Source organism: Abyssisolibacter sp. ZYX002, from assembly GCF_056892235.1.
The window spans coordinates 495822-510607 of record NZ_JARMXH010000001.1; the positions used below are offsets into that span (position 1 = coordinate 495822).

Genomic DNA, 14786 nt, shown 5'->3' on the forward strand with positions numbered 1-14786 from the left:
AATACAAAAGGATAGAAGGTGTGTTGAGATATGACTAATTACACTACTACACAGATGTATAATGAGTATATATCTAGGATTAATAAGGTACAAGACTATATTGAAGCTAATATTAACAAATCACTTTCACTGGATGAATTGGCAGATATCTCTGGATTTTCTAAATATCATTTTTGTAGAATATTTAAAGCAATAGTTAATGAAACTATTCTTAGCTATATAAATAGGATTAGGCTTGAAAGAGCGGTGGGATTATTACTATATAACTTTACTATGAGTATTACCGAAATAGCAATGACGTTGGGGTATTCAGATTCAGCAGTATTTGCTAGAGCTTTTAAAAATAGATTTGGAATAAGTGCATCTAAATTGAGACAGCAATGTAGCAAGAATAGCAAAATAGATAGCAAGAATGGCAAAGCCATTATAAAATTACAACTGTATCATAGAAGAGTAGGTGGTCAGTGTAGAAATAATACTGCGGTAAAAGGTAAAGTAGTAGTACGTACAATTAATGAAATAAAAGCTATATATTACAGGCATAATGGTTCGTATAGTGAACTATCAAAAATATTTAAAAGCAGATTAGATAAATTAATTAGCTGGGGAATGGCAAGAGAGGTGGTAGATATTAATGATTTAAAACCTTTTGCTATATATCATGATAATCCAGAATTTACAGATGATGATAATCTAAAAACGAGTATATGTTTAGCAATAGATGATAACATAAAGGTTGCTGGTCAGATAGGAAAACTAACCATACCATCAGGAAAGTATGCAATTGGATATTTTGAGATAAGTCAGGATGAATACCCCGAAGCATGGGATTATATGTATGGTGAATGGCTTATCCAAAGTGGATTTCAGCCTGATAAAGGTTTTGCTATAGAGATGTATAAAAATGATCCATCAACGCACCCAGAAAATAAACACATCGTAGAAATTTATGTACCTGTCAGACAACTATAGAACCACCTACTAAGTAAATAATTCTATTTAGAGGTGATGCATAATGAATAATATAATAATTGAAGGCGCTCATATTAATAATCTTAAAGGGATCAATATAACAATACCAAAAAATAAAATTACAGTAATAACAGGGGTAAGTGGATCAGGTAAATCAAGCCTAGCATTTAATATAGTATTTGAGGAAGGTCGTAAGAAATACCTCCAGTCTTTAGGTGTGTTTTCTATGATCGATGAACAAGAAAAGTTTGATAATATATCTGGAATTGGACCAACAATAGCTGTTCAGCAAAATATTATACGGCAGAGTAATCCACGTTCGACAGTAGGTTCTAAGACAAATATACTTAAGTTATTAGCGTTATTATACACGTTAGAAGGTAAAGCTGTCTGTCAGGGATGTGGATCATATATTAATTTTGATACAGCATGTCAAAAATGCGGGAGTGTAGAAGAACGTTTACCAGCTGGGTACTTTATGCACAATACTACAGATGGAATGTGTCTAAAATGTTCAGGTAAAGGGCATTATTATCACATAGATATGAAAAAGTTAATTCAAGATGATAGTACTACATTAGAACAGATGCTGGATTTAATTAAACCTACACAAGGCTACAAAAAGTTATTGCGTAAAAAATTTAAAGAGGTGCTTAATGTACCATTCAATCAAATTGAGGATGCAATAAAAGCAGATATATTATATGGTCAATATGTAAAGAATAATAGCTTTAATAGGAGTTATTGTGTACAAAATATTCTAGAACGGAATTATATCAAAAATGGTGATGATACAAATGGAATATATAGATTAGTTGAATGTGAAGAATGTGGAGGATATAGGGTAGGTCAAGAAGCGCTTGATGTGTTTATTGCAGGCAAACATATAGGGCAATTAGCTAAAATGAACATTACTGAACTTGAATATTTTCTGAAAATTCAGAAAAACAATATTATATCAAGTCAAATCGGGAGGAATCTCCTCAAAGATATAAATAGTAAGTTAGAGAATTTAATAAAATCTCGGCTAGGGCATCTATCTTTATATAGGCAACTATCTACTCTTAGCGGTGGGGAATTACAAAGACTATTTCTTAATTCTCATTTAGAATCTAAGATGGATTCACTTATATATATTCTTGATGAGCCCACAGCAGGTTTGCATGAGTCAGAAAAAGCAGAATTACTTAAATCAATTATTAAACTCAAAGAACTGGGTAATACAGTTATCATTGTAGAACATGACAAGAACACTATAAAAATAGCAGACTATGTAATTGATATTGGTCCTAAAGCAGGTGCAGAGGGAGGAGAAGTTTTATATCAAGGTTCGTTCGAAGGGTTGCTAAAATGCCATGAATCTATAACAGGTAAATATCTATCAGGGGAAAATGAAATTTATAATAGAGTATTCTCAAGAGAGACACAAAACAATCAGCAGAAGCTATTAGTTAAAAATGCAAATACAAATAACTTAAATAATCTATCATTTGCAATACCATTAAAATCATTAACAGCCATATCTGGAGTCTCTGGAAGTGGAAAGAGTTCTTTAATAACCGATATAGTTAAATCATGTAAAGACGACACTATAGTATCAGGTATAGTAGAGGTATCACAGGAGCCTATAGGTAGAAATAGTAATTCTAATGTTATATCATATATTGGAGTGTGGGATAAAATACGTAAAATATTTGCTGATCAAGAAGACGCCAAGAAAAATTGCTTGACGGCAGGTCATTTTTCTTTTAATTCGAAAGGAGCATGCCAAGTATGTGGAGGAACAGGCCAAGAGAAGATATGGATGGGCGGTAGCTATTTTATCAGTCAAATATGCAAAGAATGTAATGGACAAAGATATAATGATAAAGTTTTACTAATTAAGTATAAAAACAAGTCTATATCGGATGTATTGGAGATGACGATATCCGAGGCAGTTATATTTTTTGAAGATAATAAAAATGTATTATCTACACTGAGAGTACTGGAAAGCGTAGGGATGGGGTATATAAAACTTGGGCAGACTACACCTACTTTGAGTGGTGGGGAGGCTCAAAGAATTAAGCTCGCTAAAGAAATAGGTAAAAGGCAAAAAGGTGATACATTGTATATCTTAGATGAGCCCACAGTTGGGCTAAGCCCATATGATATTAATAAGTTAGTAATATTGTTAGACGAGTTGGTTAAGAATGGAAATTCAGTGATTGTAGTAGAACATGATATTGAGTTGTTGTCGATATGTGATTGGATTATTGAACTAGGACCTAAAGGTGGTGAAGAAGGAGGACGCATTATTGCAGAGGGTACACCTACTGCACTTAAACAGAATAACAATTCTAATACAGGGAGGTATCTTAAATGATAGGCAATCAAGATTATTGGCCAACCAATAGGTGGAGATATGCTAATCTTAATGACATTGGGATGAAGAAAGAATATTTTAAGAATCTAGAATACAGCATTAATTCTCAGTATAAAAATATTAATAGTTTTATTATCGTGAAAAAGGGCTATATAGCATATGAAAGATATTTTAATGGGTATACTGAAACAGATACACATAATGTTGCATCAGTAACTAAAAGTGTTATATCAGCACTTATAGGTATCGCTATAGATAAAGGATATATAAACAGCGTAGACCAGAAGGTTATAGATTTTTTCCCTGATTATGCATCAATGTTTAATGGGACAATAAGTAATATGATTACAGTAAAGCATCTATTAACTATGACTGCACCATTTCCTTGGAAGTATGAATCATTAGATAGGCTAAGAAGGCAAAAGAATTGGACAAGGTACATTATTAGTCAATTAGGTTCAAATGGCCACATAGGTATGTTTAGATATAGTACATCAGGAACACATCTTCTTTCAATAATCCTTACACGTGCTACTGGGATGCAAGCACGTGAGTTTGCAAATAAATATCTTTTCAATAATATAGGTATTCAAGAGATTCCAGATTATAATATGAAATCTTATAGTTTAGAAGATGTTTTTGGTAAGAATGCGAAAGGATGGATAAAGGATCCACAGGGAAATACTGTAGGAGGGTTTGGTTTAAAGATTACTGCTAAAGATATGGCACGTTTTGGACTACTATATTTAAATTATGGTGTATGGGATGGTAAACAGATTGTATCGAAGAAATGGATAAAAGATTCTCTCACAATGAATTCAAATAAATATGGATATCTGTGGTGGCTCATTGATGAAAAGAATATAAAGGGTTATACAGCAGCTGGGTCAGGAGGAAACCATATATTCTGTTTTCCTGATAAAGAACTTGTTGTTGCTATAGCATCTAAGATTACTATGAGAACAAAAGAGAGATTACCTCTAATCGTAAAATATATTCTTCCCTCAATTTAATAATCTCTTAGTTATTTCTAATCGTAAGTGTTTGGGGTTAATAATATAAATAAAGGACTCCCAAGGAATGATCCAACACCAAGCATAAAACCTAGCTCTTTCTGAGTTAGGTTTTTTACATTTCCTATACTTTAATCTTATTACAAAATCACACCAATAATAGCTAAATAATCATCATATAAATAGGAAGGGATTTATACAAAGAGCTTCAGCTTCTTTTATACAATTTTAAAGAGTGTATATTCCAATTTTGAGAAATAGAGAAACAAAAATGAAATGACATCATATGATAAAGTAAAAAGAGAAAGGAGTATTTTTATGGAAAAAAAAACACTTATAAATGGTACATTAGATAAGCCAAACTTAATGTGCAATAAACCTATTACTGATTTGAATAATTGCACTGCAACTACTGACATAGTCCAGGTATCAGCCTTAATGGGGCAACAGATTACAGAAGTATTGATACCTATTAATTTTCCTACAATAGATTTTATATCTGGAAGCGCTGTAACTTATAACACTGATACTTCTACTTTTACCTTATCTCAAGCGGGAATTTACCAGATGTCTTTTAAGTGTACTTGTATTAAAACGAGCTTAGATACCCCTGATGTAGGAATGCTTGTTATACAAGATGGGAACATTGCATTATTTAATACTTATGAAACTTTTACTATTGGCAGAATCGCTTCTGTATCTTTAAGCCATACATCTTTTATAAGGACGACAGGAAGTACGACATTACAATTAGCAACTGGAGCTATGTTTACAAGTTATTCTAGTTGTGTTATGGCAGTTTATAAGGTTGGATAATAGCTAAAAGTCCATTAATTTTTTATTAAATAAACTGAAAGTAAGAAAGAATAATGGCTAACTCAAGAAGTGGTATGATTAGGGTACTATTTCTTGAGTTATTTGGTGGTCTTTAATTAGGTGAGCAATTTGTTAATGTAGAAGAAAAGTTTTGATTGTATGATTGAATAAATTTACTTTTGATGAGAAAAAAGACAGGAAGTTTACATGATAAAATAAAAAAAATGATCTAATTATATTAATCGCATCAAAATAATACAGATTTTCAATTTGATGCTGATATTTACGGGAGAATTACAGCAGGTTATAGTTCTTTGGAGTATCTAAAAGAAAGTTTCAAGCAGGCACGCTAGCACATACTTTTGGATAGTATGTGCTATTATAACTAAAGTTAGAGAATGGACAGGCAGTACCTACATAGATTCAGAATATCATAATAGTGGAGTTAGAAACTAAAGCAATGAAGTTCTTAGAATCATAAGTTAAAGAAGCAGAAATGGTCTTTAGATACGCCTTACTAAGCTATGGAAATCACTGAATAAGTCCATAGTCAAAATACTTTTCTTTTTATTCTTTGGAAACGCTTCTATTCCTACTAGTAGATGGACAATATTTCATTAGAAAAACAAAAATGAAATGACCATCATATAATAAAGTAAAAAGAGAAAAGGAGCATTTTTATGGAAACAAAAACACTCGTAAATGGCACATTAGATAAGCCAAAGACACTATGCAATAGCTCTATTCCTAATTTGAATAATTGCACTGAAACCACTGATATAGTCCAAGTTTCAGCCTTAATGGGACAACAAATTACTGAAATATTGATGCCTATTAATTTTCCTACAATAGATTTTATATCTGGAAGTGCTGTAACTTATAATACCGATACTTCTACTTTTACCCTTTCTCAAGCGGGAATTTACCAGATTTCCTTTAAGTGTACTTGTATTAAAACTAGTTTAGATACCCCTGATGTAGGAATGCTTGTTATACAAGATGGGAACTTTGCATTATTTAGCACGTATGAAAGATTTACTATTGGCAGAATCGCTTCTGTATCTTTAAGCCATACATCTTTTATAAGAACGACAGGAAATACGACATTACAATTAGCAACTGGAGCTATGTTCACAAGTTATTCAAGTTGTGTTATGGCAGTTTATAAGGTTGGATAAATAGTTTAATCATAAGATATAAGTCTATTAATTTTATAAATTGAAAGTTAAGAAAGAATAATGGTTAACTTAAGAAGTGGTACGATAAAGGTACTATTTCATGAGTTAGCCATGTTTTAAATTAATAATTAATTTGTTAATAATAAAATAAATGTATTGATTATATGGTTAAATATATTTACTTTTGATGATAAGAAATACATAAATAAAAGGGCAATAAATATGGGATAGAAGAAATCCCAATAGTAAAAGTTGAAAAAAGATTTTCTGAGTTAGATAATATTATTCATATTAGTCGATCTATTACTTGAATAGAGTAAAAAACATTGAGATATGATGTTAAATTAGACAAGCCATAGAAGAATTTATGGCTCGTTTTAACTTAATTAAATATATGTTATAATTAAAATTATTCAATATCTTTTACAAAAATACTTATATACTCTGGAAGGTAGATAATATAAATATATTACAATATATAAAGGAGTAACGTATGAAAGCAAGAATAAAATATAAGTCATTTGTAGCAATAATATTATTAATATTCGCGATTTTGCTTTTATCTAGTTGTGAAAGTAAAAAAGTTAATACTAAAACGAAAGTGAATGAAGATATAATTAAGATAAAAGATTTCACAGTAAATACCGATTCTACTAGTTTAAATACAAATGTAAAAGGAACTATATTTGTAAAAGGAAAGGAAGGAATCCCTAAACATATACGGATTGTTGCTAATGTTGAAGTAGATGAGAATGATTGGGGAGGTGTTGTTCTATATATTCCTAAAAAATGGGATATATCTAATGTATCAAGTAGTTTTTTATCAAAAGGTAGTAATAATCCTAAGGAGAATATATCAACATTTGAAACTAAAAGTGAAAAATACGATTGGTATAAGTTTATTGAAGTTGGAGCAAATCATAGTCATTCAGCTACAGGAGGAACAGGGACTATTATTGTTGATTTGATCCCTGTTGATATTAAAATACAACAATTTGAAAAATGTAATATAGTTATATCAGTAGGTTCTGATGAAAAAAATGGTGTAAAGATAAACGGAACGGATAGTATAACTATTGAAGTACCTTAAAGTGGTTTACTTTTTATGTAAAAAATTAAACGATATGTACATAAGAGTTTAATAAATATCTTGATTGCTGTGGCTATCTCGGGTAGATAATTAATTATATCCCCGAGATAGTCTAATTTGATTAGCAATCACTTTTAAACTCAAGTAGATCACCAGGTTGGCAATTGAGGATTTGGCAGATGGCGTTTAGAGTAGTGAAACGAATAGCTTTAACATGGCAATTTTTTAGTTTTGATAGATTTTGCTCACTAATATTAACTTTTTTTGATAGTTCTTTCAAACTAATCTTTTCTCTTGCCATAACAATATCTAAGTTAACAATTATACTCATTTTTACCTTCCTTTCATATGACCTCATCTAATTCTTTTTTCATTTGAATAGATGATTTTAGAGTTGTTGAAAATAAATAAAAAATATAGCTTAACAAAGATATTACAATGATCGGAATTAGTGGTGATTTGGTAGAAAATATAGTGTGTAAAGGAAATTTTGCAATATAATTTATATAAACTACTTTTGGTTCCTGCCCTGTACATGAAACTCTATGAGGTATAGAGGTTAGATGCCAAATATGAACTATAGAGTAAATATTAATTAAAAAAATGCAAATTGATATTTTCTTAAAACGAGTAACAGTGTCTTTTGAAAAAAACTTATTATCTTGAGAATTTCTAATAATACATCTTAATTGGAACAAGAAGTACATAAAAGGTATACAAAGTGAGCTATAAATCAATATTATTCTCTTAATCCAGAAATAAGCTTCTTCTTTTATGACATGCAATAAATGAGTACAAAAACTGCAGACAATAAAAAGGGTACTTAAAATAATTATTATATTAATGATGTGTAAAGATTTTTTATTTTTCATAATATCCTCCTTAGGTTTTAATGGTTATGATTCAATAATTAACAAATAATATATTTGCTAATTATGTCTACCTTATGTATATAATTAATCTATATATTTAAAGTAGACTAAATTTGATTAGCAATCACTCTTAAACTCAAGCAGATCCCCAGGTTGGCAATTAAGAGTTTGGCATATGGCGTTTAGAGTAGTGAAACGAATAGCTTTAACGTGGCAATTTTTTAGTTTTGATAGGTTCTGCTCACTAATATTAACCCTTTTTGAAAGTTCTTTCAAACTAATCTTTTCTCTTGCCATAACAATATCTAAGTTAACAATTATACTCATTTTTATCTTCCTTTCATATGACCTCATCTAATTCTTTTTTCATTTGAACAGATGATTCTAGAGGAATAGAAAACAAATAAAAAATAAAGCTTAACAGAGATATTACAAAAATTGGTATTAGTGGTGATTGAATAGAAAATAAAATTTCCGGAAATTCAGCAATATAATTTGTATAAATTACTTTTGTCCCTTTTCCTGTGGCTGAAACGAGACTAGGTACTGAAGTGAGATACCAAATATAATATATTGAGTAAATATTTAGCGAAAAAATACAAAATGATATTTTCTTAAAACGAGTAACAGTGTCTTTTGAAAACAATTGATTATTATGAGAATTCTTAATAATACATCTTAATTGATACAAGAAGCATAGAAAAGGTATATAAAGTGAGCCATTCGCAAATATACTTCTTATAATCCAGGAAAAATGTCCTCCATTATTACAGACAGCCAATAGACACCTACAAAAAATGCAGACAATAAATAGGGTACTTAAAATGAAGATTACATTAACAATGTGTAAAGATTTTTTATTTTTCATAATGTCCTCCTTAGATTTTTTATTGATAATAATTCAATAATTAATGATTAACGTTAATAATTTAATTATAATCATTAGTATTAAAAAAGTCAAGGTATTTTTTGGAAAGTGTAATTTACTTAAGATAATAATGAATTTGTACAAAAGAAGTTAGAAGTGATATTAATAATAGAGTGCAAAATAAAAAACAGTTTAAGAAAAATTCAAAGTTGCTTGTTTGGACTAGATAAAACAATAAAAAAACATGATTTATTCGATGCCTAACTCGGATGGAGATTCATAGAAAGTCACAATTTACAAAGTATGAATTCTAAAATTAACATTTCTCAAAACCTAGAGGCGTAAATATTTATAAAACCCTTTGTTTATATAAATGATTCTTCACCTTATGGGTTTATTACATTGACAGATGGACATGATTATTTAAATATTCTTAAATCAGAACATGTTTTAAATAATTTAATTGCTGATAAAAAAATCCCTCAAATAGTAGAAATTTTTATTGATACTATAGATAATAGGCGTGAAGATTTAGATTGTAATAATCTATTTTGTAGCTTCGTGGCAATGAAATGATTTCGTCATTTGAAAATGTACTTTGTAAATCAGGTTCATTTTGGTAAAAGCCTAAAAAGTAGATATAAAAGAGCAGCAATATCAAGTAGAGCCTAAAAAGAGAGGCGGTGAACTTGATTGCTGGTTAGTGTACAAATAAAATCAAGCCCAAAACAGCCACTTAAGTTCTATATGAATGTAGGTGTTCTTGAAAATAAACAAATAATGATTAACAATTTACTGAACACTATGAAAATATAAGTTATGTTAAATATTTTCGTTCGTTATATAGACAAGCTTTATTATATTACGGTATTATAATATAGAGTTAATATAGTAGTCTTAAATTACAAGGAGGAGTTTTATGGATATTAAAACTATAATATTAGAAAAAGCTAACCAAGGGTTAGTATTTGTAAATCCTGGTGGTGGAACTTCTGAGATTATTAAAGTTACAGATAGGAAGATAACATACAAGAGAGGTAACTCTAAAATATCATTATCAATTGAATCTATACAGGATGTATATGATGAGTTTAAATCTAAGCAGTGCACTTCGAGTGAATTGAAGAAGTATAAACAGGAGTTTTTTTCATCAAAAGATAATGGACATAGTTGTAATTGTACTTTTCTATTTAGCTTGTTAAACTATTTAAATTTAGCAAGTGAAATAAAAGGGAAAGGCGTAAAAAATAATCCATTTTATGTAGAAATATTTTAATTATAGAAGATACACAATAAAGAAAATATTATATCAAGAATAGACTAATAGAAGAGAGGGGAGTTCAATAGATTTGTTCTAGCAGTGTTGGTTAATATTATATGTTTAGATATACGATATTGAAGGGAAAATGAAGGTTTTTGTTCATTATTAGGAGTAGGATATTTAATTAATATAATAAATTAATACAGTAGATATGAAGTAGAAAAATAAGCTAGATTTATTCTTAAAATAATAATAAATCTAGCTAGGTCTCATTAATATTTTTGATTTGATATACTATTAATGCCGAATTAAAACATATTTTGTGGTAATAGAATTAAATTCTTTATTTTTCTTATATTTAAAATAGGTAATTGATATTATGTCACCTTTACTTAATAACGTAGTTTTTTCATTTTTTCTAACACCATAAAGCTTTTCATCTAATTCCTTATAAATACTATCATAATACACTGTAATAATATCATTTTTACTAAAATTTTGATCTCTTCCAGTTACTATAACTTTACAATTATTATCAAATACATCTATTACTTTAGCTTCAATTCCAAATGCAACCGCTGAAGTTTTGCTTTCTTCATTTGAATTATTGTCTATAAATTGAATAGTAAAAGCAACTACTAAGATGACAACAAATAATGAACAAATAAATATAGATTTTTTCATAAAACAACCTCTTATCAAAATTTATTTTATTATATATTTTACCCCATAAGTATTAGCAAAATCAATAGTAGAACAATTCATATATTTTGGAGTACTATTAGCAACTAATATTGATGGTATATTTGATTTCTTAGTAACACAATTTCCAATTTCTAAAAATAGATAAGTTAATGTCCCCGAGTAATTAATATTAATGATATCCTTAAAGAATAGAAAATGTGATTTCTTTAAATAACTAAAATTGCTTATCGCTTTAAGTTGTTGTAAATAATTTAGGATAGAATAATATTGTGAGATATGAGAAGGTAGGTGCTTACAAAAAATATAATTACAATATTCGACAGCATCTCTTATTGATTATAGGAATTTATAGGTATAGAATATTTAATAAGTAGTATTTATTCTAAAAATGATAAATAATGATTGTGTTGTATTTTTTAGATTATGTTAATGAGGCGATGTATTGTGAAAAAAACATATATTATACTGGGTGTACTTGTTATTTTGATTGCTTATAAAGCGAATATCATCAAATTTATTTCGATAGAAGATAGCACTTTAAGAGATAGTGAAGATGGTGTTAAAGTGAATGAGATTAATGAAAAATCAATTGAAGTACACAATGAAAATAATACTGTTCAATTTAATGATAGTTTAAGTAAAAGATTAAACTATTACATCGAGAATCAATTAGATTCAAAGTATACTTTTGATGCTGAATTATATAGATTGTATAGTCAAGTGCTTCTTAGCGAAAAAACTTTTTCTCTTGATCTTGAAATAGAAGAAGAATCTAAAAAAGAATATTATCTAAACAATATTTTTTGTTATGAGATTAAGCTTATGCCTAAGCATTTTAGCTTTATAGATATGGATAATGATAATGTTCCTGAGGTAGTAATTGAAGGAGATGAAATAGGAGGATTTGTATTTGTTTTGAGAAAATATGATGGAAGAATAATCGGTCATAAATTTAGCTTTAGACAGATGAATAACATTAAAAAAGATGGGTCTTATTGTGCCTCGGGGGGTGCAGCTTATAATGGCTATTACCAATTATCTTTTAAGGATGATTCATATTTACAGTATGCTATCGTTAGAATGGATACAGAAGAAGATTCAAAAGGAGAGCTAATGGCGATATATTTGATAGACGAAAAGAAGGTTGAAAAGGAGGCATTCTGGGAGTTTTGGAAAGTACAAGAAAACAAAGAAGAACCTATATGGGTCGAATTTGAGTTAAATAAAAAAGATGAGTGATGATATAGAAACTTACGCAGAGGAAGTTATTATCCAGTAACATTTAAGATTAATGAACAGATGAATTGTTTTAGAAAAATGATTTAAAGTGTATGAGGTGGTATGATTATCACTTCCAAAATTGTAAAGAAGTGAATATTCATAGCACATATTATGTCAAAATTCAGGAGGTTTGATATGGCAGAAAATTACTATAAAACATGCAAAGAATTAGATGAATGCAATGAACTAATAGAAAAATATTATTTAAGTGGGCAGTATAAAAAATGTTTTGATGGGCATTTAAAAATAGCAGAGAAGGGATATCCATTGGCCGAATGTCAAATTGGATATTTTTATTACGAAGGACTTGGTATTGAGAAAGATATAGATAAGTCATTTTATTGGACAGAACGTGCTGCAAAACATGGAGATAGAGATGCTCAGGTTAATCTTGCAGAGTTATTTTACGAAAAAGGATGTGTCGTAGAAAAGGATAATGAAAAAGCTAAAGAATGGTATAAAAAAGCTGCAATCAACGGACATCCAGAAGCCATAAAAAAGTGCAGTTCTTTAGGAATTAAAGTAGATAGTTAGCATGTATTTTATGAAATAAGTCAAGTAACTAATAAAGTGGATGTAGCTTATGATTTTAGAATGTGTTTACTTAACGGGAGGGTGACTATGAAGAGAAGAGAGTCATTTGATAGTGCAGCAAAAATATATGATGAGTCTAGACCATCTTATCCAGATGAAGTTATAGAATGGGTTATAGATAGGACTAATGTATCTAAAAATAATAAGTTACTAGAAATAGGAGCGGGTACTGGACAAGCTACATTAAAATTTGCTGAAAAAGGTTATAAGATTCATTGCATCGAAATGGGGAAGAACTTAGCTGATATATTAGCTAAGAAGGGTTCAAATTATGATATTACAGTTGATGTGAGCTCATTTGAAAAATGGGAACCTAAAACTTCGTTTAAAACCTCTTTTATTTTTTCAGCTACCGCATTTCACTGGATAGAGAAAAGTATTAAATATAAAAAGTGTTATGATTTGTTAGATGATAATGGATATTTGGTCTTGTTATGGCATGTAGCACCAAATATTGAGATAAAAGAGGTAAAAGAAGCATATGAACTTCTATGGGATTACTATCCTGAAAGAAAATCAGCAAAAGTAGTACAGGATGATATTAAAAGTAATAGGAAGTTAGAAATTATAAATAGTGGATACTTTTATTTAGCAGACTATCTTGATTATAAATGGAAAATAGTTGAGACTAAGGATAAATTGATAAAAGAGTTTTTCTCTCAGTCATCTTATCTGGCTTTAGATAATGAAAAACAGAAGATACTATATTCAAAAATTCAAGAATTATATGAAAACTTAGATGATGTTATAGAAACAGATATGTATACAACTGCTTACATAGCAAAAAGAAAGTAAATATCAGAGAGACTTGAAGCTTTTTGGTGTACTCCCATTAGGATGTAACCAAAGATGTGCCTAACTATGCCTAGTAATGGGTCAATCCAGTAAAGTTAATTGGATGTGTATGCAAGTGTGGTAAAAAGTTAATAAATAAAAAATGTCCGAAATATGGTTATGAATTAGCCTAATATGTATGTAAAATGGGGTTAAATCTTTTGTCTTTAAGAAGAAACCCTAGGTCAACATGGAAATACAGTCGTGCTGAAATAAAATGGAGGTATTATTTTGAAATATACACTAATACGTTCTACAAATAAGCTAATTTATACTAGACGAACCATATAATATTAGTAAACTTAATCTTACAGGTGATGTGCAAATTGCTTTTCTTGACATGTACCTCTGATGAGTATCGGGAAGCTATGCTTGCGCAAGAACCTATTTTGAAACAGATTACAAAAGTTTAAGAGGAATTGATAATGTGTCACCGTTTTGTTAGTTTTTGTTTCGAGGTAATACATAATAGTTTGAAGGGAGTAGATAGTGATGAAAACAAAACTTACGCATGTGAGAGCCAATGTATCCGACTTACAGAGAGCAATTGAATGGTATGAAAACATTCTGGGTTTTGAGAATAATGGTGTAGACATAAATGAAAAGTGGCAGTATGTTGATTTTAAATGTGATAGTGGCGCAGTGTTTGCTCTATCAGTTAGTGATAAAATCCCATCACGAGGTAGATTTAATTTTAATATTGATGATATCGATGCTTTATGGAAACAACTTAAAGATAAAGTGAATATTATCGAGCCATTACAGACAATGCCTTACGGAACACGGAAATTTACTATTAGTGATCCAGATGGAAATGAGCTTGGTTTTGTTCAACAAAACTTTGAAAGTAAGAAGAAGTAAATGTTTAGTGCAATAAATAGTTTAATTGTTTATAAATATTAATGTATAATAGGCAACCTTGGAGAGTTTTTTGTCCATC

At 29.3% G+C, this 14786-nt stretch carries 17 protein-coding genes; 12 read left to right on the forward strand and 5 right to left on the reverse strand.

Features of this window, described 5'->3' with window-relative positions; genetic code table 11:
- Positions 1-30: 30 nt before the first annotated feature.
- From P3X86_RS02315 to P3X86_RS02340, 6 genes are all read left to right on the forward strand, one after another.
- Positions 31-972: an AraC family transcriptional regulator gene (locus P3X86_RS02315; RefSeq protein ID WP_483291010.1), complete on the forward strand. Its 942-nt coding sequence runs from the start codon at positions 31-33 to the stop codon at positions 970-972.
- 43 nt (positions 973-1015) lie between these two features.
- The gene (locus P3X86_RS02320) at positions 1016-3334 is read left to right on the forward strand and encodes an ATP-binding cassette domain-containing protein (protein ID WP_483291011.1); all 2319 of its coding nucleotides are present in this window, start codon (positions 1016-1018) and stop codon (positions 3332-3334) included.
- A complete protein-coding gene (locus P3X86_RS02325; RefSeq protein ID WP_483291012.1) occupies positions 3331-4347 on the forward strand; it encodes a serine hydrolase domain-containing protein in 1017 nt (338 codons plus the stop codon). Before P3X86_RS02320 ends, P3X86_RS02325 begins: the two co-directional genes overlap by 4 nt.
- A 318-nt stretch (positions 4348-4665) precedes the next feature.
- Positions 4666-5163: a hypothetical protein gene (locus tag P3X86_RS02330; protein WP_483291013.1), complete on the forward strand. Its 498-nt coding sequence runs from the start codon at positions 4666-4668 to the stop codon at positions 5161-5163.
- A 680-nt stretch (positions 5164-5843) separates the two neighbouring features.
- Positions 5844-6341 carry a hypothetical protein gene (locus tag P3X86_RS02335; RefSeq protein WP_483291014.1) on the forward strand — a complete coding sequence of 166 codons (498 nt, stop codon included), beginning with the start codon at positions 5844-5846 and terminating at the stop codon, positions 6339-6341.
- Positions 6342-6834: 493 nt separating this feature from the next.
- Entirely contained in the window at positions 6835-7431 is a 597-nt protein-coding gene (locus tag P3X86_RS02340) for a hypothetical protein (RefSeq protein ID WP_483291015.1), read from the forward strand.
- Positions 7432-7552: 121 nt separating this feature from the next.
- Here the strand turns inward: P3X86_RS02340 and P3X86_RS02345 are convergent, their stop codons facing one another.
- From P3X86_RS02345 to P3X86_RS02360, 4 genes are all read right to left on the reverse strand, one after another.
- On the reverse strand, positions 7553-7762 hold the full coding sequence (locus P3X86_RS02345) for a helix-turn-helix domain-containing protein (protein WP_483291016.1): 210 nt from the start codon (positions 7760-7762) through the stop codon (positions 7553-7555).
- 13 nt (positions 7763-7775) lie between these two features.
- On the reverse strand, positions 7776-8303 hold the full coding sequence (locus tag P3X86_RS02350; protein WP_483291017.1) for a hypothetical protein: 528 nt from the start codon (positions 8301-8303) through the stop codon (positions 7776-7778).
- A 117-nt stretch (positions 8304-8420) separates the two neighbouring features.
- Entirely contained in the window at positions 8421-8630 is a 210-nt protein-coding gene (locus tag P3X86_RS02355) for a helix-turn-helix domain-containing protein (protein ID WP_483291018.1), read from the reverse strand.
- Between the two features lie 13 nt (positions 8631-8643).
- Positions 8644-9171 carry a hypothetical protein gene (locus tag P3X86_RS02360; RefSeq protein ID WP_483291019.1) on the reverse strand — a complete coding sequence of 176 codons (528 nt, stop codon included), beginning with the start codon at positions 9169-9171 and terminating at the stop codon, positions 8644-8646.
- A gap of 369 nt (positions 9172-9540) precedes the next feature.
- Here P3X86_RS02360 and P3X86_RS02365 point away from each other — a divergent pair, with 369 nt between their 5' ends.
- Both P3X86_RS02365 and P3X86_RS02370 read left to right on the forward strand, forming a co-directional pair.
- Complete coding sequence (locus tag P3X86_RS02365; RefSeq protein WP_483291730.1) at positions 9541-9747, forward strand: hypothetical protein; 207 nt, start codon at positions 9541-9543, stop codon at positions 9745-9747.
- A gap of 343 nt (positions 9748-10090) precedes the next feature.
- Entirely contained in the window at positions 10091-10447 is a 357-nt protein-coding gene (locus P3X86_RS02370; RefSeq protein WP_483291020.1) for a hypothetical protein, read from the forward strand.
- A gap of 282 nt (positions 10448-10729) precedes the next feature.
- On the opposite strand, the gene P3X86_RS02375 is transcribed toward P3X86_RS02370, so the two are convergent.
- Entirely contained in the window at positions 10730-11116 is a 387-nt protein-coding gene (locus P3X86_RS02375) for a hypothetical protein (protein WP_483291021.1), read from the reverse strand.
- Between the two features lie 465 nt (positions 11117-11581).
- Here P3X86_RS02375 and P3X86_RS02380 point away from each other — a divergent pair, with 465 nt between their 5' ends.
- The 4 genes from P3X86_RS02380 (at position 11582) to P3X86_RS02395 (ending at position 14707) form a co-directional block, all read left to right on the forward strand.
- Positions 11582-12376: a hypothetical protein gene (locus P3X86_RS02380; protein ID WP_483291022.1), complete on the forward strand. Its 795-nt coding sequence runs from the start codon at positions 11582-11584 to the stop codon at positions 12374-12376.
- A 177-nt stretch (positions 12377-12553) separates the two neighbouring features.
- Complete coding sequence (locus P3X86_RS02385) at positions 12554-12952, forward strand: tetratricopeptide repeat protein (RefSeq protein WP_483291023.1); 399 nt, start codon at positions 12554-12556, stop codon at positions 12950-12952.
- Between the two features lie 87 nt (positions 12953-13039).
- Complete coding sequence (locus P3X86_RS02390) at positions 13040-13807, forward strand: class I SAM-dependent methyltransferase (protein WP_483291024.1); 768 nt, start codon at positions 13040-13042, stop codon at positions 13805-13807.
- 531 nt (positions 13808-14338) lie between these two features.
- Positions 14339-14707, forward strand: coding sequence for a VOC family protein (locus P3X86_RS02395; RefSeq protein WP_483291025.1), 369 nt, complete (start codon positions 14339-14341; stop codon positions 14705-14707).
- Positions 14708-14786: the final 79 nt, after the last annotated feature.

What these genes read in the sequence shown, in the direction of transcription:
- P3X86_RS02325 (WP_483291012.1), top strand. Translation starts at nt 3,331, where the DNA reads ATGATAGGCAATCAAGATTATTGGCCAACCAATAGGTGGAGATATGCT.
- P3X86_RS02390 (WP_483291024.1), top strand. Translation starts at nt 13,040, where the DNA reads ATGAAGAGAAGAGAGTCATTTGATAGTGCAGCAAAAATATATGATGAG.
- P3X86_RS02385 (WP_483291023.1), top strand. Translation starts at nt 12,554, where the DNA reads ATGGCAGAAAATTACTATAAAACATGCAAAGAATTAGATGAATGCAAT.
- P3X86_RS02370 (WP_483291020.1), top strand. Translation starts at nt 10,091, where the DNA reads ATGGATATTAAAACTATAATATTAGAAAAAGCTAACCAAGGGTTAGTA.
- P3X86_RS02360 (WP_483291019.1), bottom strand. Translation starts at nt 9,171, where the DNA reads ATGAAAAATAAAAAATCTTTACACATTGTTAATGTAATCTTCATTTTA.
- P3X86_RS02355 (WP_483291018.1), bottom strand. Translation starts at nt 8,630, where the DNA reads ATGAGTATAATTGTTAACTTAGATATTGTTATGGCAAGAGAAAAGATT.
- P3X86_RS02375 (WP_483291021.1), bottom strand. Translation starts at nt 11,116, where the DNA reads ATGAAAAAATCTATATTTATTTGTTCATTATTTGTTGTCATCTTAGTA.
- P3X86_RS02350 (WP_483291017.1), bottom strand. Translation starts at nt 8,303, where the DNA reads ATGAAAAATAAAAAATCTTTACACATCATTAATATAATAATTATTTTA.
- P3X86_RS02330 (WP_483291013.1), top strand. Translation starts at nt 4,666, where the DNA reads ATGGAAAAAAAAACACTTATAAATGGTACATTAGATAAGCCAAACTTA.
- P3X86_RS02315 (WP_483291010.1), top strand. Translation starts at nt 31, where the DNA reads ATGACTAATTACACTACTACACAGATGTATAATGAGTATATATCTAGG.
- P3X86_RS02345 (WP_483291016.1), bottom strand. Translation starts at nt 7,762, where the DNA reads ATGAGTATAATTGTTAACTTAGATATTGTTATGGCAAGAGAAAAGATT.
- P3X86_RS02335 (WP_483291014.1), top strand. Translation starts at nt 5,844, where the DNA reads ATGGAAACAAAAACACTCGTAAATGGCACATTAGATAAGCCAAAGACA.
- P3X86_RS02320 (WP_483291011.1), top strand. Translation starts at nt 1,016, where the DNA reads ATGAATAATATAATAATTGAAGGCGCTCATATTAATAATCTTAAAGGG.
- P3X86_RS02340 (WP_483291015.1), top strand. Translation starts at nt 6,835, where the DNA reads ATGAAAGCAAGAATAAAATATAAGTCATTTGTAGCAATAATATTATTA.
- P3X86_RS02395 (WP_483291025.1), top strand. Translation starts at nt 14,339, where the DNA reads ATGAAAACAAAACTTACGCATGTGAGAGCCAATGTATCCGACTTACAG.